We start from the raw sequence: 20240 nt of genomic DNA on the forward strand, positions 1-20240 counted from the left end.
CGTGCGGGGTGAGCATGGCCTGATACGACGGGCGGAATTCGTAGTCGGGCTGCACCACCTTGATCACCGGTACGAACGACGGGCGCACGCGGCGGCTGCTGTCGGCCTGGGCCCCCTCGTCGAGGGCGGCGGAGCGGAACACCGCGGCGGTGGCGTCGTCGACCACCCCCGCACGCGTGGGCGCGACCGGATCACCCGCGGCGCCCCGGGAGAGATAGTGCTCCCACATCCACTGGAATATCGCGGCCGGCACCGGAACCGGATCGAAGTCACCGCCGATGCGGGACAGGATCTCGTTGGCCTTCTCGTCGTATTGATCAAGCGACTCTCGCGAAATCGACGAGACGTCGACCGCGGTGGATCCACTGCGCCACATCCGCGACAGCCCGGAGATCCCGGCGCCGGCATTGCCCACCGGAATGCTCAGCAGGAATATCCGCGTCTGCGGCAGGATCGCCTGCACCCGCTCGTAGGAGGCGACCACCTCGAGGGCATAGTCCTCGCATTCGTCGAGGTCCACTCCCTCGACCATTTTGCTCAGCACGTCCAGCGTATTGAGCCGGGCCTGGATGCCCAGCAGCAGCGAACCGGCGGGCAGGCTGTTCACGAGCGCGTGGTGCGCCGATTTCACGTTGTGTTTGTCGCTCGACCGGCGCAGTCCGTAGCCGAGGGGATTGATGAAATAGGTGGCGGTCACCAGTCCGGCGTGCGTGAACTGGAGATTCCCGCGCACCGCCGCGGTCGGTTGCAGATCGCGAACGAATGCCATCAGCCACGCTCCCCGGCGGGCACACTGTCGTTGTCGCTCACCTTCGCCAACGTCCTACTCCATCTGTCGAGCACATTCCCGGGCAGCACGCGGGTCCGCGGTGGTGGCGGCTCCGCGGCGTCGGCCCGCCGATCGGGCAGGATCACCACGATGCTCTCCTCGACGTACATCGTGTGCCGCGCGGAGTCGGGGGTAACCGGAATTCCGGAGGCGGACACCGGCTTTCGAATCAGGATCAACCGTCCCACCCACATCACGCGGGACGTCAGCCGCACACCGGTATACGGAATCAGGCCGATGCCGAACACCACGGCGACGGTCAGGGCCACACCGATCAGGAAGGTCACCGCCGGGTTGATCGGCAACGCCATCGCCAGGACCGAGGCGATCAGGATCACCACCACGCCGGAGATGATCTGCGGCAGGGTGTACGGCCCGAAGGGAAGCTTCTGCCCGTTCTGGGCCTTGCCGATCATGATCGGGACACGTTTGATCGGCGTGTAGACCTTGATCAGCTCAGTGGCCATACACTCCGCCGACGGGCTGGTCCGGCACGATGCGGTTGGAGTCCACCCGGGCGTAGTTCACCACGGTCGGCAGGATCCAGAACAGGATCGCCGCCACGATGGCCGACGCCGCGACGCCGAGCACCTTTCCGGGGGACAGTTTCGATTTCACCCCCTCGGAGATGAGCAGCGTCATACCCGCGATCGCGATGATGATGATGCCTGCCCACCGCACGAATTGCAGGATGTTGAAGAGGATGTAGCCGAGTTGACTTCCCATGACGCCGTCCTTTCCGGATCAGTTCTGTGTCGCCGGTGGGACCGAGACCGCGGTCGACGGTGCGGTGGTCGGAGTGCCGGAAGCGGACGCCTTGGCGGAGTCCTGCGTCTGTGCGCCGGAGACGACCGCCATCGGGTTGCGCAGGGCCGGAAGGGCATCCATGGATTGCACCTGCCACTGTCCCGAGTTGCGGATCATCGTGAGCGGATAGGCCAGAGTCGGAGCGGGGCCGGCGCCGGCCTTCGGATTGATCGTGGCGAGCACTTTCGCCGAGCCCGCGTTCGCACCACAGCTCGCGTCCTCCGACGACACCGTGGTCGTCTCGACGGCCGTGTACGGGGCCGGTTGCAGGGCCGCGATCCCGGAGGTGGGCGTGACATACCGGGCCACGTCGCCGGAGCCGGTGAGGTACGCGGCCAGGAATCCGGATGCCACCTGCGCCAGCGGAGTGTCGGTGCCGCAGGAGATCTCGTAGTTCAGTACCAGATCGTTGCCGCGGCCGGGCGCGCCGACCGCCGACGGGAGGGCCAGCGCGCGGCGGCGGCCGTCGGCGGCGACCGAGACCGGCACGCGGTAGTACTCACGAAGTCCGCCCGCCGCACCGGTTTTCGCGACGCGGACCGATACCGTCACCGCCCAGACGTCCAGACTGCTGTTGCCGATACTGCGCGAGGCGAAGACCACGATCGGGTCGGAGACCTGCCGCGGCGTGGAGGGGAGCGTCATCTGCTGTGCGTCGACGAATTCGGCGAGCTTTTCCTGCTGCCCGTTCGTCGCCGACAGATAGGTCACCACGAATTCCTGCGCGAACGATTCCGCCAATTGCGCATTTCCGACGATCGTGGTGGTCGTGGCGTCGGAAGGCCCCGGCGGCGGTGTGGCGAACCAGCTCAGTACCGCGTGCCCGCCACCGAGGACCGCCAGCACGGCGAGGACGGCGAATACGGCGTTGTCGCGGCGGCGGCGAGCGGCCATCCGGCGAAGTAACTCCTCGCCCGAATCCGCCCGTCTGCCAGCCGATGTCCGCACTCTCGAAATGGTAGAGAGCCGCACCACGTTACCCGTTTCAGCTATTCCCCCGGATGGGAACTCCGCCGGCGATATCGGGCGTCAGTACACCGGGCTGCGATTCATGCGAAAGGCGAGCCGGTGCTGGAGTTGATCGTCGTAACCGATCGGCACCCGATGGTGCCGCGCCGCGAACGCCTCGCGATGCGGTTCCATCATCGGGACGTCGTCGGCGACCCGAACCAATTGCGCGATGGCCAGCTGTCGCGTCGAATATCCGGGATACGGATACAGCAGCATCGAGGTCGGTGTGTAGCCGCCGCCGTAATTGAGCGCTCGCACGGTCACTCCGGCCGTATCCCCGGCCGCCAGCCGTCCGCTGAGTTCGATCAGCCGGCCGCGGTCGTCGGGATGGAAGACATCCACCGGACGGAACAGGTAGTCCCAGCGCATCCACGGCGCCGGATCGGTGAGCCAGTGCGAGATGCTGGTGTGCTCGAGTTCGATGACCGCCAGATGGGTGCCGGCCCGTCGATGCGCCTCGCGCAACCCGACGCGCTCGAGCGTCGACCAGGTCGCGGGCTGATCGTCGGAGGACACATCCTCGATCAACCACCACGCACCTCGGGTGCGGTCGTCGTCGCGCGCGCGGATGGTGACCCGCCAGCGACCGGGCCTGCCGGAGTTGTGTGGCACCGCGACGTCGAATTGCATCTTGGCGCCGGCCTTGGGCTCGTAGAGCAGATCGAGCACTTCCGAGTGGCGATCGAAGGCCGTCATGCGGTGGAACACCTCGGCGATCGACATCCGGGGCACATATTCCTGCACGTCCACGCCGGGTAGTCGGGTGATCCCGCTGGGCTGCTGCACGGTCTGGGAGTCCAGATCCCAGATCGCGCCGACCGCGGGACGCGGCTCGGCGACCGTGGCCGCGGCCGGTCCGATCCACAGCCGCAGGCCGTGCACGTCGCCGGCCGGGCCGAAGACCGGCCGCAGTTTCAGTTCGTGGTGTCCGGCCCGGGTCGGGATCCGCAGATCCACCTCCTCGGCCCGGTCCCGCGCCGAATACAACGCATCTGCCAGCCGCGCGGTGGTGAGGCTGTCGTATACCGCCGGCATCTTCGTCAGCACCCGCTGCACGACTCGCTGCCAGCTCGCGAACTCACGCGGCGTCTCCCCCACCGATGCCACCGTCATCACGTCCGGCATCAACGTCTCAATGGTTATCCATGGGATTACTGCGTCGCTTCGCATCGCGCTCGCCCGTACCAGCCGTTCCTCCGGGGGATCTGACTCCGACGAGTCAGCTCGTTACCTGTTTAATGTACCGTTAGATAGCGGTTCAATCAACAGGATTCGGCATTTCCGCAGGTAGCAGGTGAGCCGACCGAGGGCATAACAAACCGACCGGAGCACTTCATCCCACCATAGGGCGAAACATGCTCCGGTATCGGCTCTTCGGTGCGGGTACGGTGCGGTTCAGCCGCCGGCCATGATGCCGAGCACTCCGGCGCCGGCCAGTACGCCGATGTCGTCGATCTCCGATGGGATCACCCGCAGCCCGGTGAGAAAGCCGATGCGGGCGTGCGTCGCCACCGCCGCGTTCAACGGTTTCCACAACGCCGGACCGGCTTTGGACACCGTGCCACCCAGCACCACCAGGTCGAAGTCGAGCAGGGGCGCCACCGAGGCGATGGCCCGGCCCAGGGCCGTGCCCGCCCGCTGCAGCCCCTCGGTCGCCACGGAATCCCCGTCTGCCGCCGCGGCGTTCAGTTCCGCCACGGTCGTGCCTCCGAAGCCCCGGGCCCGCGCCCAGCGAAGCAGCGACCGGCCGCCGGCCACGGCCTCGACACAGCCACGACCACCGCATTCACAGGGGTCGTCGAAGCCGGGAACGAGGACGTGGCCGAAATGTCCTGCGTTGCCGGTGCGCCCGACGACGGAGAACCCGCCGACGGATACCCCCGCGGCGATCCGATCGGAGACCAGCACCGACAGCGCGTCCATGACGTCACTGGTTGCGCCGAAGTTACGCTCGGCCAGCGACATACAGACACCGTCGAGACCGATCTGCACATTCGCCGCCGGAAAGAGCTTGCCCACCGCTTGCGTCAGCGCGAAACCGGTTCGCCACTCGGGTATCTCGACGGGCGCCACCACGCCGGCGGACATGTCGATCGGGCCCGGCGAGGCGATTCCCACGGCGGTGACGTCCTGGCCCTCGGCCGCCTCGACGAGCAGGTCGCGGCACACTTCCCAGGTGCCGGCGGCCGGTATCGGAACGCGGCGGACGTCGTCTTCCTCGACATCGTCGGCCACTCGGCACGCCGCGAAGCCGTCCGCACCGATCTGCAGAGCCAGAACCGTCATTCAGTCACCCACCGCCACAATCGTTTCCATCCAACGGCGCGTTCGTCACGCGCCGATCCCGGTCGGCCGCAGCCGATGCCCGAGCACGATACGCCGCCGAGGTGTGGGCGGCGCGGGTTCGGCACAGACCGGCCGCGCGCCGGTCCGGATGATGCGCAGCGGGCGTTTGTGGTCGATCGGGGCGGTGCGGTGGCGGTCCAGGTTCTCCACGACCTTGCCCGCGCTGTCGTAGGCGACTCCGGCCCAGATCATCGCGCGGGGGCCGTCACCGCGCGTGATGAGAGTCTGTGCGAGCTGGGAACATTCGGTCAGCAGCGGGCAGCCGGAACAGATCCGTACTGCGGCGCGCCAGGATTCGGGATTGCCCACGTCGAGATCCCAGTCGTCGGGGCCGTCCGCGCAAGGGGGCCGGTGCGCGGAGCGCACCGTCGCCGACGGCGCGGGTAGGGGTGAAAGCGCTGTCGGCACAGGGGATCCGAGGGGAAGCCGACGCGAGTGGATTGTGCTCATTTCCGTCTCCGGGGATGCCGAGGACACACGTGTGCAATCACCGTGTGGTTCGCAGACGTGGCCCATGGTCGGGCGGGCATCGGGGCTGCTCAACAGTCCCCGGCAACCAGCAGCGAACTGCTGTACTCGGCACGTTAACCCACGATTTGGTTGTCAGCAACCGCTTTCGCCGCTATTTAACGGCACATTGACCAAGTCGTTGCACGGATGTATCGTCACTTAACGGGACGTTTTTGTACGGTCCGTTTTTCTACGGGGTAAGTTGTGATTTCCTAAGAGGTATGGCTGTGCACTCGGAGTACACGATCGACGAGCTGGCGCGGGCAGCAGACACCACCGTGCGCAGTGTCCGCGTGTACCACGAACGGGGGCTGTTGCCGTCACCGGAAGTCCGGGGCCGCATCGGCTACTACGGATCCGATCACCTGGAGCGGCTGCACACGATCAGCCGGCTGCTCAGCCGGGGTATGAAGCTCAACGGGATCCGGGAACTGCTCGAGGCATGGGATCGTGGCGACGGACTCGCCGACGTCCTCGGGGTCAGCGACGCTCCGGGTGAGCGCGAACCCGTTGCCGCACAGGAGAAGCCGAACAACGACGATCCGCTCGCGGATCTGCCCGACTACGTCAAACAGGCACTGGCCGGCAGTTCCGATCCCTTGGAGGCCTATCGGGTCGCCAATCCGCGCTGCGGCGACCTCGCCGCGCGCCTCATCGACAGCGGGGTGCCCGACACCACCGCCTTCCAGCTCGTCGAGCGGCTGCGCGCGGACTGCAACCAGATCGCCGACCGCTATGCCACCGAATTGTTCTACTGCCTGGCCGGGCAGGCCTACGAGCGCTCCCAGCGCGACAGCAAGGACCGCGCGCGGCTGGAGACGGAGGTGGCCATCGCCCGCCTGATCGTCACGCGCGCCGCCTCCGAACTCATCGACCAGGCCTTCGCCCGGCACGCGGAGCTGCCCGCACCCAACGAGGCTGCCCGATAAGTCCGGTTGATCGCTGTGTCCCTCGCACCGGGCCGGTAGGCTCTGCGGAATGCGCAGGCCTCTCGTCCCGCGGCGGGTTCGCGGAATCAATACGCTGGATCGGCGACTGGTCGACCGGAGCGCGCGGTTGCGGCCGAGTGCCGCCGATACCGTTCTGCGCTCGCTGAGCCATGCCGCCAATGCTAATCGGCTGTGGATCGCGGCGGGCGTGGGTGCCATCGCCTTCGGGACCACGCCTGCGCGCCGTGCCGGGGCGCGCGGGCTCGTCGCCGTCGGCATCGCGAGCGGGCTGGCCAACGGCGTCGGCAAACCACTGTTCCCGCGGCGGCGGCCTCCCGCCGAGGCGGTGCCGCAGATGCGGCGCCTGATCTCGCCGCCGATCTCCTCCTCGTTCCCCTCCGGCCATGCCGCCTCGGCGGCGGCCTTCGTCACCGGAGTGGCACAGGAATCACCGGCGCTGGCGGTCGCGGTGGCGCCGGTGGCGGCGGCGGTCGCGTATTCGCGGGTCCACGTGGGCGTGCACTGGCCCACCGACGTGCTCGCCGGCGCGGCACTCGGCGCCGCCGTCGCGGTCGGCACCAGGCGATGGTGGGCCGTGCGTCGCGACGAACCCGCGACGGTCGGCCCGGCACAGGGGATCGAACCGCTGATCGGCGGCGAGGGCCTGCTGTTGGTCGCGAATCCGAATGCCGGTAGCGGCGACGGCGGCGGACTCCTGGCCGATCTGATCCGGAAGTTGCCGGAGGCGGTCCTGCTCGAACTCGGCGACGACATCGACTTGGACGCCGAGATCGACACTCGGGTGCGATCCGGCTCGATTCGCGCGCTCGGCGTTCTGGGCGGGGACGGTACGGTTTCGGCGGTCGCGGAAGCCGCTGTGCGGCACGGGCTTCCGCTGGCCGTCTTCCCGGGCGGCACCCTGAACCATTTCGCCCGCGACGTGGGTGTCGAGGATATCGCCGCCACCGTCATCGCACTCTCCTCCGGCCGGCTGGCGCTGGCCGACACCGCGCGGGTGCGCTTGGACGACGGTAGCGAACACACGCTGGTGAACACCGCGAGCCTGGGCGGTTATCCGGATTTCGTCCGGCTGCGCGAACGCTGGGAACATCGCATCGGCAAATGGCCGGCCGCCGCGGTCGCGATGGTCTGCGTGCTCGTGCGCGCTCAGCCGCTGCGCGCCACCATCGACGGTGAGCCCGCCTCGGTGTGGATGTTGTTCGTGGGCAACGGAACCTACCGCCCCGGCGACCAAGTGCCCACGGCCCGAACCGATCTGCACGGCGCGGGCCTCGACATCCGGTATCTGCGCGCCGATCGGCGGTTCTCGCGGGCGCGGCTGATCTGGGCCTCGCTCACCGGCACCCTCGGTGATTCGCCGACCTACGTCCATCGGCGTGCGGACAAGTTGCGGGTACGGGTGGACGGGCCGCCGATTTCGCTGGCCACCGACGGCGAAGTCGACACGCGCGGTGCGTCTTTCGAGTTCGTCAGCGATCCGGCGACACTGCCGGTATTCCGGGTTGCCGACCGTGGGCCGGGACCCGGCCGCTAGCCGGCACCGGAGACTGCGCCGCGAAGAAGTACACACCTCATGGTATGAAATCCCTAGTTTTCACATAACGGAGGTGTCGGATCGTGACGCAGGCCAATCCCATGACGGTCGAATCGGCCGAGGCCGCGCTGGCGCGGCTGACCGCCCACGATCGCGGCGTGCTCACCGATCTGGTGTGCCGGGTCGACAAAGCCGCCTCCGGCACCACCGCGGCCCGGTCGCGCAAGGCGCCGGTCCTGGACGAGGTGGTGCGCTTCCTGGTCGATCGGCAGCTGCTGCTGACCCACTTCAATTGGGGCGCTTGGGAAGAAGGACAGCAGGCGATCCAGCGCCGCGACCGCGCGACGCTGGCGACCTGCACGGCCCAGCAGTGCCTGCAATATCTCACCCTGCTGGTCCGGGCGGACCGCTTCACCGAGGGCACGTTGGGGTCGGCCTTCGAGTCGGGGCTGATGCAGGCGCTCCTGCACCGCCTGCATCAGCACACCTACCCGCACGCGGGACGTTAACCCTCGGCCAGCGCGCGCACCCGGGCGAGGACGTCCGGATAACGCTTCAGATGGGCGCCACCGTTGAGATCGACGGCCGCACCGGTCATCCAGCTCGCCCGGTCGGAGGCCAGGAAGGCCGCCATCTCGGCGATCTCCTCGGGTCGGCCGCTGCGTCCGAGCGGGGTGTTCTCGAGGTACTCCTCGGTCAACCCGGGCACATACGCGATACCGGCGACCAGCGGGGTGTCGACCAGGCCCGGACTGATCGCGTTCACCCGGATGCCGCGCTCGGCCAACTCCAGCGCCGCGACCTCCACCAGCATCAGCACACCCGCCTTGGCCGAACAGTAACCGGCCATTCCGGTGCCGGGCTGGCGGCCGTTGAGGGAGGCGATGCAGGTGATGGATCCGCCGTCGGCGAGGTGGCGGCCCGCGTACTTGATCGCCAGGAATGATCCGGTGAGGCAGACGTCGACGGTCGTTTTCCAGTGTGCCAGTTCGAGTTCGGTGATCGGACCGGGCAGTGACAGCCCGGCGCAGTTCACCACGGCGTGGAGGTCGCCGCTCGCGTCGAAGCCGGCCGCGACCGACGCCTCGTCGGTGACGTCGAGCGCCACCGCGCTCGCCGCACCGCCGATCTCCGCCGCCACCGTCCGTGCCGCCTCGAGATTCACATCGGCGACCACGACACGAAAACCGTCGCGCGCCAACGCATGTCCGGTGGCGCGGCCGATGCCCGAACCGCCGCCGATCACCATCGCGCCCCGTGTGCCCGCCGCGGTTTCGGGCACGTTCGCCGCGTCGCCGGGTGTGCTCATCGCCGCGCCTCCTGGGTGGTCGCGCGCTGCGCCGCGAGATGGCGGGTCAGGAAGTGCACCTGATGGTCGACGGCGGGCTCGAACCAGTCGTTGCCGGCGAAGATGTCGAAGTGGTCACACGGATAGTGCCGCACCTCGGCACGTGCGGCGAAGGCCGCCTTGGCCGCCGCATGGGCCGGCGCGGCTCGATCGAAGTCGGCGATCTGCATCAGCACCGGCGCGGTGATGCGCGCGGCCCGCCGATCGGCGCGGTAGTTGCCCAGTTCCAGCCCGATCGCCGCGTCGACCTCGTTGCGCCAGGTCGGACCGGCCAGCGCGGTGTAGCTCTCATAATAACCGTCGGCGGTCAGGGCGGCATGTTCGCCGGGCCTGCCGACCAGCGGCATCATCACCCGATTGCCGCCGAAGCGCCCGGCCAGGGCACTGCGCACACTCGACACCGTGGATTTCGCGATCGCCGCCGCGCCGACCTGCGCGAAAGCGACTCGGCCCGCCGCCAATCCGTTCACCAGCGGCACCAGAGCCACGACCGCGCAGATGTCGGACCGGTCCGCGGAGACGGTGAGGGCATGGCCGCCGGACAGTGAGATGCCCCATGCCACCAGACGATTCGGATCCACCCCCGGGCTGTCGTGCGGCCGCGGACAGAGCGGCGCGGTAGTCCTCGGCCTGCGCGGCCATCGAGACCCGCTGCCGAGGCTCACCGGCGGAGGCGCCGAAACCCCGGTAGTCGAAGGCGAATACCGCCAATCCGGCCGCGGCGAGGCGCTGCGCGAACGGTTCCAGCCCGGAGTCCTTCGTCCCACCGAATCCGTGTGCCATCACCACGACCGGGCGGCCCTCGGGACCGTCGAACGGGCCCTCGGCCGCGCCCTCGAAAAACCAAGCGTCACAAGTAGTTCCGCCGGAGGCGAAGTCGACCTGCCGATACGTCGTCACTGCGCCACTCCCACCGGTCGATCCGCCTGCGCCACTCGCGCCCACGGCGGTGGCCCCGCCAGCCGCGCTCGTTCGGCGCCGGCCGGAATCTCGCGCGCCCGCATATCGTGTTCGTAGAGGAAGTAGTCCACCTGCTGGGTGTGCCGGGCGCTGGGCACCATATGCCCGGTGTAGTGCTGTTGTTCGGCGACGATCACCCGCCGCATCTCCTCCGCCGAGGGCAACCGGTACCGGCCCACCGCATACGCTCCGATCAATCGCGCCTGACATTCGACGAACGGGAACAGAGTCGGGGTGGACTGGGCGAATCCGGCGAAGGCCAGATCCTCGATCCCGGGCAGGAACATCCGCTTGTACAGGTCGATCTTGTTGTCCGGAGCGCTGATGAACTCCGGGTCGAAGAAGGGGAAGGTGATGTTGTAGCCGGTGGCGTAGATGATGATGTCGAAATCGTCGGCGGTGCCGTCCGCGAAATGCACGGTGGCGCCGTCGAATCGGTCGATATTCGGTTTCGGGATCACATCGCCCGAACCCAGCCGCAGCGGCAGTTCCACCGACTGGGTCGGATGTGCCTCGAAGAATTTGTGATTCGGCGTGGGCAGGCCGTAGTTCTCCGGCCGTCCCGCCGTCAGCGGCTGTCCCCACTGCGCGATCTTGCGCTGCCACGAGAACGGGATGTACGGGCTGGTGCGGTAATACTTGTCGGCCGGCTTTCCGGCGATGTATTTCGGCACGATCCAGGCGCCGGAGCGGGTGGACAGCGTCAGCTTGTTGCCCAGCGCCTTCGACGACAGCTCCACCGCGATATCGGCGGCACTGTTACCCAATCCGACCACCAGAATGCGCTGATCGGAGAAGTCCATCGGCGTGCGCGGATCGATGTAGTGGTGGGCGTGCATGGTGCGGCCGGTGAATTCGCCCGGGAATTCCGGATAACGCGGATCCCAGTGATGGCCGTTGGCGACCACCAGGAAATCGAAGTGGCGCACCTCGTTTCGCTGGGTGCGCAACTCCCAGCCGCCACCCGGCAGGCGCCGCGCGTGTTCCACACCGTTGCCGAATTCGATGGAGCGGTAGAGATCGAAAGCGGCGCAGTACTCGTCGAGATACTGCTTGATCTGGGTGTGGTGCGGGAAGTCCGGGAATTCCTCGGGCATGGGGAAGTCTCGGAACGACAGCTGATGTTTGGAGGTGTCGATGTGCAGGGAGCGATATGCGCTGCTGTGCCCGTTCGGATTGCCGAAGGCCCAGTTGCCGCCGACTCGATCCGAGGATTCGAAGCACACATACGGCACCCCGTAGTCGCCGAGCATCTTGCCGGCGGTCAGACCGCTGATTCCGGCGCCGATGACCGCGGTACGCGGTTGATACATCACCACTCCTTTCACGCCGTGGGGCGTGTAGACAGATTCTTGATAGTGTCTACTAGTAGACACATTCTCAGATCTGTCCACACATTGCTAGGGTTTTCCCGAAACCGGTCGACAGCGGACCGGTGCGGGTGTGCGGCGAAAGGGGCGGCGGATGAGCGAGACGACAACCACGACGGTGGTCGACCGGCTCTTGGAAGCGACACAGAAGTTACTGGCCGCCAAGGGAATTCGGGCCACCACGATGATGGAGGTGGCCGAGGAGGCGGGCGTCTCGCGCGCCTGGTTGTACCGGCACTTCCCGGACAAACCCGCGCTGATCGGCGCCGCGATCGTGCGGCTCACCGACACCTGGTGGAACGACGCGCGCGCAGAACTGGACCGCATCGACACCTTCGCCGAACAACTCACCATCGGCGTGCGCATCGGCCGCGGCGCCTACGACGACCCGGGCGCGCTGCTCATGCGCCTGCGCTCCTCCGAACCCGAGGAGTTCGCGGCCTGCGCCGGCGCGGGCGTCACCGCCCTCGTCCCCGCGCTGGCCGCGTTCTGGCGCCCCTACATCGACCGCGCCGCCGGGCGCGGTGAAGTCCATCCCGACCACGACCTGGGCGAAGTCGCCGAATGGGTGGCCCGGATCCTGATCAGCCTCGGCACGGTCCCCGGCGACACCATCGACCCCGACGATCCCACCGCGGTGTCGCACCACCTGGACACCTACCTGCTGCCCGCGCTGCGCCACGCCCCCGCCGGCCCTGCCCCGCGGGGCCGCCGCACGAGCTGACCAGGGGCTACTCGCGCGGCCGCGCCCACTTCACGCCACTCGGCCATCCGGCCGAATGGAAAATGGAAATCATTTCCGTTAATGTCTGTTCTCGCTCCATCGAGCGCTGCGCAGAACACAGAACGGAACAGAGATCAGATGAACAAGATCACCCGCATGACCGTCACGGCGATGACGGTGGTGGGCGCCCTGGGCGCCGGTTCGGCCATCGCATCGGCCGCGCCCACGGCGGCAGATCACGTCCTGAGCACCGAGATCATGCCGGGCGTGCAGTACACCAGCTCCACCGCGGATCAGTCCGTGGTGATCGAGACCGCCACGGCCACGCTCGTCGCGGCGGGCGGGCAATTCCAGGTGCGCGACGCCTCCGGCGCCACGGTCGCCGGTGTCCCCGCCTTCTCGACCGAGCCCAAGGCACTGACCGCCGTCCACGCCGCACCCGAGGTGCGGGCGGCGGCACGCGCGGCGACGCCGGAACTGCACCTGGAGAACATCGACGGCGATCCGCAGACCGAGCGGTTCGATGCGGCGATCCAGGCCGCTATCAACGAGTTCGGCCTGGCAACCAGTGTCGGAACGATGACCGGTGGTCTCATCGGCCTTGCGGTCGGCTGCGGAGTCGGCGCCGTAGCGGGTGCGGTCTTCGGCGCGCCCGTCCTGGACGCCGCCGGACTCACCCTCATCGCCGGCTGCCTCGCCGGAGCGGGCGTCCTGGGCGGTATGGGCGCCATCCTCGGCGCCGCGCTCCTCGGCATCCCCGTCGGCATCGCCTCCGCGATCAAGTTCCAGCACACCATGAATCAGCCCTACGAACAGCACACCCACGACAGCGAGAGCAACTGAACGCGAATCGGGCCCCGCGAGCGATCGCGGGGCCCGATGTCGTCGTCAGCCGGTGGGTCGGGTCAGGTCGTAGACCGTCGTGCCGCCCACTGTTATCGCGGTGTAATGGGATTCGACCCAGCTGGTGATCTCGCTCGCGCTGCCCGAGCCACCACCCGGACCACGGCCGCCACCGGGGCCGCCGCCCGCGAAGAAGTAGTGGATGTCGCCGTTCTTCACGTACTGCTGGAATTGGGCCAGGGTGGGCGAATTGTCGCTGCCGGTGAAGCCGCCGATCGCCATGATCGATGTGCCGGTGGACAATTCGAGGCTGCCCGCGGATTGGGAGCCCACCGTCGCGGCCGCCCAGCGGTTGTTCGCACTCTTCAGCAGTTCCCGCAGGGCGGTGTTGTCGGAGTTGCCTCCGCCGGGACCGCCGCTGCGCGCGCCGGTCGAGTCGGCACTGCCGGACGGTTGCGCGTTCCCGGGTCCGCCGGACGTCGAATCCGTTGTGCCCGAGCCCGTTCCGCCGGGCACGGTGCCGCCGGGGGCACCCGCCGAGGTTCCGCCGGCAGGCATGCCGCCGAACCCGCCCATGCCGTGGCCGCCGCTGGGCCCGGAGGTCGGAATCGAGCCGCTGTGCGGGGTCGCCGCGGTCTCCAATGCGTAGGCGGTGGTACCGGCGAATCCGAACAGCAGTCCCGCCGCCGCGACCACCACGGTCATCTTGCCGAGGGCGTGCGCGCCGGCGATGAGGATCGCCGCGACCCCGATCGAGCCGACCAGCACGATCCAGCGCAGCGCCGGATACCAGTCGGGTGTGCGATCCAGCAGGACGAAGTTCCATACCCCGGTCGCCGCCAGCATCACGCCCAATGCCGCACGCGCCGAACGGAATTCACGTCCGCGCCACAGTTCCACCACCGCGATGCCGACCAGCGCGGCGATCGCCGGCGCCAGGGCCACGGTGTAGTAGGGATGGATGGTGCCCTGCATGAAGCTGAAGACCACGCCGGTGACCAGCAGCCAGCCGCCCCAGAGAAGCAGACTCGCGCGGATGCGTCCGGTGCGGGGTGCGCGCCGGGTAAACCACAGGCCGGCCACCAGCCCGATCAGCGCCGCCGGGAGCAGCCACGAGATCTCGGTGCCCATCGAGTCGCCGAACAGGCGGGTGATGCCGGTGCTGCCACCGAATCCGGTATTGCCGCCGCCACCGGGGCCACCGCCGCCACCGCCGTTGCCTTCACCGCCCATCACCCGGCCGAGGCCGTTGTAGCCCAGGGCGAGTTCGAGCAGGCTGTTGTCGGTGGAGCCGCCGATGTAGGGGCGCGAGTCGGCCGGCCACAGGCTCACCAGTGCGACGAACCAGCCACCCGAAATCACCAGCGCGACAACGGCTCCCAGGAGTTTCAGCATCCGGGCACGCAGTGCGATCGGCGCGGCGACGAGGAACACCAGGCCCAGCGCGGGCAACACCAGGAATGCCTGCATCATTTTGGTGAGGAAGCCGAAACCGACCGCCACCCCGGCCGCCGCCAGCCAGCGGCCACTGCCCTTCTCGGTGGCGCGGACGGTGCAATAGGCCGCCGCGACCAGCAGCAGGACCAGCAGCGCATCCGGGTTGTCGAAACGGAACATCAGCGCCGCGACGGGAGTCAGTGCCAGCGCCGCACCCGCGATCAGCCCGGCCGCCGGACCGCTCCAGCGCCGCACCGCCCCGTACACCAGCCCGACCGACGCCACACCCATCAGCGCCTGCGGCAACAGCAGCGAGAACGAACCGAATCCGAGCAGCCGACCGGACAAGCCCATCACCCACAGCGCGGCGGGTGGCTTGTCGACGGTGATGGCGTTACCGGAGTCGAGCGATCCGAACAGCAGCGCCTTCCAGCTCTGCGTGCCGGCCTGCACGGCGGCGGCGTAGAAGTCGTTGGCCCATCCGGACGCACTCAGACCCCACAGGTACAGCAAAGCGGTCGCGACGAGCAGCGCCAGCAGTCCGGGCCGCGCCCATCGCGGCTGGTCGGATGGGCCGGCCAGGAGAGTTCCCCACCTCGCGGGCTGCGGTGGCGACCCGGTCGGCTCGGCCTGCCGACGCGGCGCCTCTGTGATCGTCATACGGTTCTCCTCCGCCTCGCTCGCCGGGCTGTCTGCCGCGGCCGTTGCATCGAGAATCGCGCCCGGAGGTGAGCCGGCTCTTTGCCGAACCTATGCGCCGACTGTGAGAAGACTCCCTTGACCTCAACCATGGTTGCGGTACGAGAGTTGTCGGATGACCACTTCGATCGACACGCTGACGCAATGGGTCGAGCAGCACGCTCATCCGCTCTCCGCATCGGACCCCGAGCAGCCGCTCACCGATCCGGCGGCACTGCGTCAGATGATCGGCGCCGCACGCGTCGTCGCCCTGGGCGCCGCGACCCGCGACGCCCACGAACTGTCCGTGACCGCCCACCGGATCCTGCGATTCCTCGTGGAACAGTCGGGATTTCGCAGCCTCGTCCTGGAAGGCGACGATGCGACCAGCGCCGCACTCGACGCGTACGTGCGCACCGGGATCGGCGACCCGCGCGCGCTGCTGACCGAGGCGCGGTCGTTCTGGCGGACCGAGGAGATACTCGAGGTCGTCGCCTGGATACGCCGATACGACGAGCTGCACCCGGACGATCCGGTTCGGATCGCCCATCCGGAACCCGAGGGCCGGGTCACAGCCGGGTCCGGCGACCTCGGCGATATCGAAAGAATGCTGGCAGACAATGTGATTCGCTGGCACACCGACACCGGCCACAAGATCGTGTACTGGGGCGGAACGACGCATACGGTCGCCGCGGCGGCACGAAATGTGCTCCTCGGCGAGCAGCGGGTCATCCATCGCAGCGCGGGCGGCCATCTCCGACAGCATTTCGGCGCCGGCTACCTGTCCGTCGGCCTGACATTCGATCACGGCTCGACCGCGCACACCTTCCCCTCCCCGCCGGCCGACTTCGCCGAAGCAGTACTCGGCCGCGTCGAGCTGGACGCCTATCTGCTGGATCTACGCGCCCCGGGCCCGGACTCGGTGCGAACCTGGCTCACCGAGCCCGCGAAGACCCGCGTGATCGGGCCCGTGTACGACCCGGACAACGACGATGCGTTCCACCTCTCCGGCGGATCCCTCGGCGAATGGTTCGACCTCGTCGTCCACCACCGGACGGTGACGTCCATTCGGCCACTCGGGTCCCCTCGTGGATGAGGCGGTCGTGGCGGTGCCCTGATCCATCCTGACCTGCAGGGCCGGACCGACCGCCACATTCCGAGCTGGGGTTACGGACTCACCTGTTACGCCGCAGGGCCGAGCGAGATGTCGAGGCGCTGGCCGACAGCGGTGGCCAACCGCTCGAGCATGTCCAGAGTGGGCATGCGGCCGCCGCCTTCGATTCGGGCGATGGTCGGTTGCGTGGTTCCCATGCGGCGCGCGAGTTCCGTCTGTGTCAAACCTATAGTCCGCAAGTAGGTAAATCCCTACTCCAGACCGTGCCCCCTACTCGGCGGGTGCGGTCAGGTCGTAGACCGTGACTCCGTCGATCGTCCGGGCGGTGAAGGTCTCGGCTACCCAGGTGGCGATCTCGGAGGCGGCCTGGCTGCCGCCGCTGGAGGTGCCGCGCATACTTCCCATGCCGGCGCCGCCGACGAAGTAGTGGATCTTGTGCTGGGCCACGTACTGCTGGAACTGCGCGAGGGTCGGGGACGGGTCGGTGCCGTTGAAACCGCCGACGGCCATGACCGGGTCGCCGGTCGCCAGTTGGTAGGCGGCGGCGCTGTTGGAGCCGACCGCGGCCGCTACCCAGGTGTACGCGTCGGCGTCGTCGCTCAGTGCCGCAGACAGATTGGAGCCGACGGTGATGCCGCCCAGGAGCCCGCCCATCGGTCCGCCGGCATGCGCAGTCGCACCGCTCGTCGTGGATTGTCCACCGGGCGCACCACCCGGCGGCATCCCACCGAAGCGCCCGGTGGACGGTCCGGCGGACGGGATCGCCCCCGTGTGCGGAGTCGATGCCGTCGCCAGCGCGTAGGCGGTCGGTCCCGCCAGTCCGGCGGCCAGCGCGAGGGCCACCACCGCCGCACCGAGTGCCCGCGGCAACCGGGAGACGACCAGCAGCAGCGCCGCGGCACCGACACCGACCACCGCGATGACGGGACGCAACCACGGATTCCACTCGCCGGTGCGCGCCAGCAGGATGCAGGCCAGGACGGTGGTCACCACCAGCGTGCCCGACAATACGGCGGTCGCGCGAAGGTCGTTGCGCCGCAACCACAGTTGCCAGGCGCCGATCGCCACACTGCCGGCGACGGCCGGGGCCAGCGCCACCGTGTAGTAGGGGTGCAGGATGCCGCTCGCGAAGCTGAAGATCCCGCCGGTGAGTACCAACCAGCCCAGCCACAGCAGCAGCGCCGCCCGCGTCGGGTCGGTGCGGGGTGCGCGGCGGGTGAGCCACAGCCCGGCCACACCGAGGATCAGCGCCGCGGGGATCAGCCAGGAGATCTGGCCGCCCATTTCGGAGCCGAACAACCGCGCCCAGCCGACGTCGTGGTTCATATTGCCCAGACCACCGACCTCGTCACCGGTGAGCCTGCCGAAACCGTTGTAGCCCAACGCCAGTTCGAGCACGCTGTTGTGCTGGGAACCGCCGATGAAGGGTCGTGAGGAGGCCGGCCACAGCGCGACGACGGCCAGATACCAGCCCGCGGACACCACCATCGCGAGCACGGCCAGCGCGGAGCGGACCACCCTGGTTTTCCACGGCACCTGGGCCGCGAGCAGATACACCACCGCGAACACCGGCAGCACGATGAACGCCTGCATCATCTTCGCCAGGAATCCGAATCCGACGGCCACCCCGGCCAACGGCAACCACCATGCGGCACTGCTGTTTTCGATGGACCGCAGCACGCAGTAGGCGGCGGCGGTCAGCAACAGCACGAGCAGGGCATCCGGATTGTCGAAGCGGAACATCAGCGCCGCGGCCGGCGTGAGCGCCAGCACCGCGCCGGCCAGGATGCCGGGCCAGTGCCCGGCGACCCGCCGCACCGCCGCGTACAGCACGGCGACGGCGGCTACGCCCGCCACCGCCTGCGGCACCAGCAGACTCCACGAGTTGAAGCCGAACAGGCGCGCGGAGATGTCCATGACCCACAACGCGCCGGGCGTCTTGTCCACGGTGATCGCGTTGGCGGCATCGCTGGATCCGAACAGCATCGCCTTCCAGCTCTGCGATCCGGCCTGTACGGCCGCGGCATAGAACTCGTTGGCCCAGCCGCTGGCACCGAGATTCCACACGTACAGCAGCGCGGTGGCCGCCAGCAGCGCCACCAGCGACAGCTGCCGCCACCGCGGGCCCGCGGTCCGCGCCGGTGGCGGTTCGGTCACCGCGACCGGGGGCGTGTCCAGCACAGTCGTCGTCATACGTCGATCATCATCGACCGAGGTGGTGGCCGCCTGGGGCTTCGCTGTGCGCCCGCTGTGAGGTCTGATCCGGCAGCCGGACGGTGAAGACGGTATGACCCGGGGCACTGTCGAGACTGATCGTGCCGCCGTGCGATTTCACCACGGCGGCGACGATCGCCAAACCCAGACCGCTGCTTCCGGCCCGCCGCGAGCGCGAGGAATCGCCGCGCGCGAACCGCTCGAACACCTCCGGTTGCAGCGCCGCGGGGATGCCCGGACCGTTGTCGGCGACCCGCCAGACGGCGCCGCCGGCCTCGCGCTCGAGCGAGACCGTGACCGTGGTGCCGGGTCCGGTATGCACCCGCGCGTTGGTGAGCAGGTTGGCCAGCACCTGGTGCAGTCGCGCCGCATCACCGATGACGACGACCGGTTCGTCCGGCAGGTCCAGATCCCACCGGTGGTCCGGGCCCGCGATGTGGGCGTCGCTCACCGCGTCGACGGTCAACCGCGTCACATCCACCGGCTCGTGTTCGAGGCCGCGCCCGGAGTCCAGCCGGGCCAGCAGCAGCATGTCCTCGACCAGGGCTGTCATCCGCCGCGATTCCGAATCCACTCGGCTCATGGCGTTGGCGACGTCGCCGGGCACCTCGGCCCGTTTCCGTTGTGCCAGTTCGGCATAGCCGCGGATCGCGGCCAGGGGGGTGCGCAGTTCGTGACTGGCGTCGGCGAGGAACTGCCGCACCCGCGTTTCACTGGCGTGGCGGGCCGACAACGCGCTGTCGATGTGATCGAGCATGCGGTTGACCGCGGAGCCGAGTTGCCCGACCTCGGTGCGCGGATCGGCGTCGTCGGCCGGAACCCGCACCGGCAATTCGACCTCGCCCCGGTCGAGCTGTAGATCGGCCACCCGGGAGGCGGTGGCGGCCACCCGGTCCAGCGGCGCGAGCGCGCGGCGGATCACCCAGATGCCCACGGTGATCGCGATGACGAACACCACCGCGGTGACCACCACCAGGATCAGCAGGACCCGCATCAACGTGGCGTGCACCGCGGTCAACGGCATACCGGTCACCACCGTGGCCCCCGACCAGGTCGAATTCGCGACCACGCGATACGAGCCCTGTCCGTCGAGGTCGACGGTGACGGGTGTGCCGTCCGACGACACCTCGGCCAGCTGCCGCTGGGCGGCCGCCGACAGGCGCGTCTGGGTTCCGTCGGCATCGATTTTGGCGGCGGTGATCTCGGTGCCGTCGATACTGGCGCCGACGGTATCGGCCTGGATGCCGCGACGGTCGAGGAAATCCGGTCCCGGACCGCCGTGGTTCGGGGGCGGCGGCCGGTTGTCGTGGTCCTGAGCGCCGGGCGGCGGGCCCAGACTCGGGCCACCACCGGCCTCGCCGAGGGAACGCTTCTGCACGTCGACCAACTCGGTGTCGAGCTGATGCACGAGAAACTGCTGCAGCGCGAATTCCGTTGCGGCGCCGATACCTACGACCACGACCACCAGCAACAGCAATTGGCCGACGAGCAGTCGCGCGCGCAGCGACCAGCCGCGTGCCGACCACCACCGGCGGGTCCGCCGCACGGCCGTGGGCTCAGCCGGC

The 20240-nt window shown here is 68.7% G+C and carries 18 protein-coding genes and 2 pseudogenes; 6 read left to right on the top strand and 14 right to left on the bottom strand.

Features of this window, described 5'->3' with window-relative positions:
- The 7 genes and pseudogenes from ON23_RS10525 to ON23_RS35860 form a co-directional block, all read right to left on the bottom strand.
- A pseudogene (locus ON23_RS10525) lies at positions 1 to 769 on the bottom strand (ATP-binding protein); the annotation flags it as partial.
- Entirely contained in the window at positions 769 to 1296 is a 528-nt protein-coding gene (locus ON23_RS10530) for a hypothetical protein (protein ID WP_063821253.1), read from the bottom strand. The gene ON23_RS10530 and the pseudogene ON23_RS10525, both read right to left, overlap by 1 nt.
- Positions 1286 to 1555 (bottom strand): hypothetical protein, encoded by a 270-nt coding sequence (locus ON23_RS10535; protein WP_036509625.1) that lies wholly within the window; start codon positions 1553 to 1555, stop codon positions 1286 to 1288. Before ON23_RS10535 ends, ON23_RS10530 begins: the two co-directional genes overlap by 11 nt.
- Before the next feature lie 18 nt (positions 1556 to 1573).
- Positions 1574 to 2584, bottom strand: coding sequence for a conjugal transfer protein (locus tag ON23_RS10540; protein ID WP_223273834.1), 1011 nt, complete (start codon positions 2582 to 2584; stop codon positions 1574 to 1576).
- 81 nt (positions 2585 to 2665) lie between these two features.
- Entirely contained in the window at positions 2666 to 3817 is a 1152-nt protein-coding gene (locus ON23_RS10545) for a GAF domain-containing protein (RefSeq protein ID WP_210743544.1), read from the bottom strand.
- A gap of 225 nt (positions 3818 to 4042) precedes the next feature.
- The gene (locus ON23_RS10550; RefSeq protein WP_039777874.1) at positions 4043 to 4933 is read right to left on the bottom strand and encodes an ROK family protein; all 891 of its coding nucleotides are present in this window, start codon (positions 4931 to 4933) and stop codon (positions 4043 to 4045) included.
- A 45-nt stretch (positions 4934 to 4978) separates the two neighbouring features.
- Positions 4979 to 5401 (bottom strand): hypothetical protein, encoded by a 423-nt coding sequence (locus ON23_RS35860; RefSeq protein WP_143860354.1) that lies wholly within the window; start codon positions 5399 to 5401, stop codon positions 4979 to 4981.
- 323 nt (positions 5402 to 5724) lie between these two features.
- Between ON23_RS35860 and ON23_RS10560 the strand changes: the two genes are divergently transcribed.
- The 3 genes from ON23_RS10560 to ON23_RS35865 all read left to right on the top strand — a co-directional run bounded on the left by ON23_RS10560 (position 5725) and on the right by ON23_RS35865 (position 8496).
- A complete protein-coding gene (locus tag ON23_RS10560) occupies positions 5725 to 6432 on the top strand; it encodes a MerR family transcriptional regulator (RefSeq protein WP_039777875.1) in 708 nt (235 codons plus the stop codon).
- A 49-nt stretch (positions 6433 to 6481) separates the two neighbouring features.
- Complete coding sequence (locus ON23_RS10565; protein ID WP_039777876.1) at positions 6482 to 7987, top strand: bifunctional phosphatase PAP2/diacylglycerol kinase family protein; 1506 nt, start codon at positions 6482 to 6484, stop codon at positions 7985 to 7987.
- A gap of 83 nt (positions 7988 to 8070) precedes the next feature.
- Positions 8071 to 8496: a DUF6508 domain-containing protein gene (locus tag ON23_RS35865; protein WP_157170199.1), complete on the top strand. Its 426-nt coding sequence runs from the start codon at positions 8071 to 8073 to the stop codon at positions 8494 to 8496.
- On the opposite strand, the gene ON23_RS10575 is transcribed toward ON23_RS35865, so the two are convergent.
- From ON23_RS10575 to ON23_RS10585, 3 genes and pseudogenes are all read right to left on the bottom strand, one after another.
- Entirely contained in the window at positions 8493 to 9236 is a 744-nt protein-coding gene (locus ON23_RS10575; protein ID WP_039777889.1) for an SDR family NAD(P)-dependent oxidoreductase, read from the bottom strand. The two genes, ON23_RS35865 and ON23_RS10575, sit on opposite strands and share 4 nt — an antisense overlap.
- A 56-nt stretch (positions 9237 to 9292) precedes the next feature.
- Positions 9293 to 10235: pseudogene (locus ON23_RS10580) on the bottom strand (alpha/beta hydrolase).
- A complete protein-coding gene (locus ON23_RS10585; RefSeq protein ID WP_039777891.1) occupies positions 10232 to 11608 on the bottom strand; it encodes a flavin-containing monooxygenase in 1377 nt (458 codons plus the stop codon). The pseudogene ON23_RS10580 and the gene ON23_RS10585 overlap by 4 nt, the downstream one beginning before the upstream one ends.
- 151 nt (positions 11609 to 11759) lie before the next feature.
- On the opposite strand from ON23_RS10585, the gene ON23_RS10590 reads away from it, so the two are divergent.
- Entirely contained in the window at positions 11760 to 12389 is a 630-nt protein-coding gene (locus ON23_RS10590; RefSeq protein WP_039777877.1) for a TetR/AcrR family transcriptional regulator, read from the top strand.
- A gap of 138 nt (positions 12390 to 12527) precedes the next feature.
- Positions 12528 to 13232 (top strand): DUF8020 domain-containing protein, encoded by a 705-nt coding sequence (locus ON23_RS10595; RefSeq protein ID WP_039777878.1) that lies wholly within the window; start codon positions 12528 to 12530, stop codon positions 13230 to 13232.
- Positions 13233 to 13277: 45 nt separating this feature from the next.
- On the opposite strand, the gene ON23_RS10600 is transcribed toward ON23_RS10595, so the two are convergent.
- On the bottom strand, positions 13278 to 15329 hold the full coding sequence (locus ON23_RS10600) for a glycosyltransferase family 39 protein (protein ID WP_039777880.1): 2052 nt from the start codon (positions 15327 to 15329) through the stop codon (positions 13278 to 13280).
- Positions 15330 to 15483: 154 nt separating this feature from the next.
- On the opposite strand from ON23_RS10600, the gene ON23_RS10605 reads away from it, so the two are divergent.
- Positions 15484 to 16443 carry an erythromycin esterase family protein gene (locus ON23_RS10605; RefSeq protein ID WP_051042360.1) on the top strand — a complete coding sequence of 320 codons (960 nt, stop codon included), beginning with the start codon at positions 15484 to 15486 and terminating at the stop codon, positions 16441 to 16443.
- An 86-nt stretch (positions 16444 to 16529) separates the two neighbouring features.
- Here ON23_RS10605 and ON23_RS36795 read toward each other — a convergent pair whose 3' ends face one another.
- The 3 genes from ON23_RS36795 to ON23_RS10615 all read right to left on the bottom strand — a co-directional run.
- Positions 16530 to 16700 (bottom strand): helix-turn-helix domain-containing protein, encoded by a 171-nt coding sequence (locus ON23_RS36795; protein ID WP_306307118.1) that lies wholly within the window; start codon positions 16698 to 16700, stop codon positions 16530 to 16532.
- A 31-nt stretch (positions 16701 to 16731) separates the two neighbouring features.
- Positions 16732 to 18654, bottom strand: a complete 1923-nt coding sequence (locus ON23_RS10610) for an ArnT family glycosyltransferase (protein ID WP_039777882.1) — start codon at positions 18652 to 18654, stop codon at positions 16732 to 16734.
- A 10-nt stretch (positions 18655 to 18664) separates the two neighbouring features.
- Positions 18665 to 20240, bottom strand: a 1576-nt coding sequence (locus ON23_RS10615; protein WP_373282182.1) for a sensor histidine kinase, incomplete at its 5' end; no start/stop codon positions are given.

The organism is Nocardia cerradoensis NBRC 101014, assembly GCF_000308535.1.
GTDB lineage: Bacteria > Actinomycetota > Actinomycetes > Mycobacteriales > Mycobacteriaceae > Nocardia > Nocardia cerradoensis.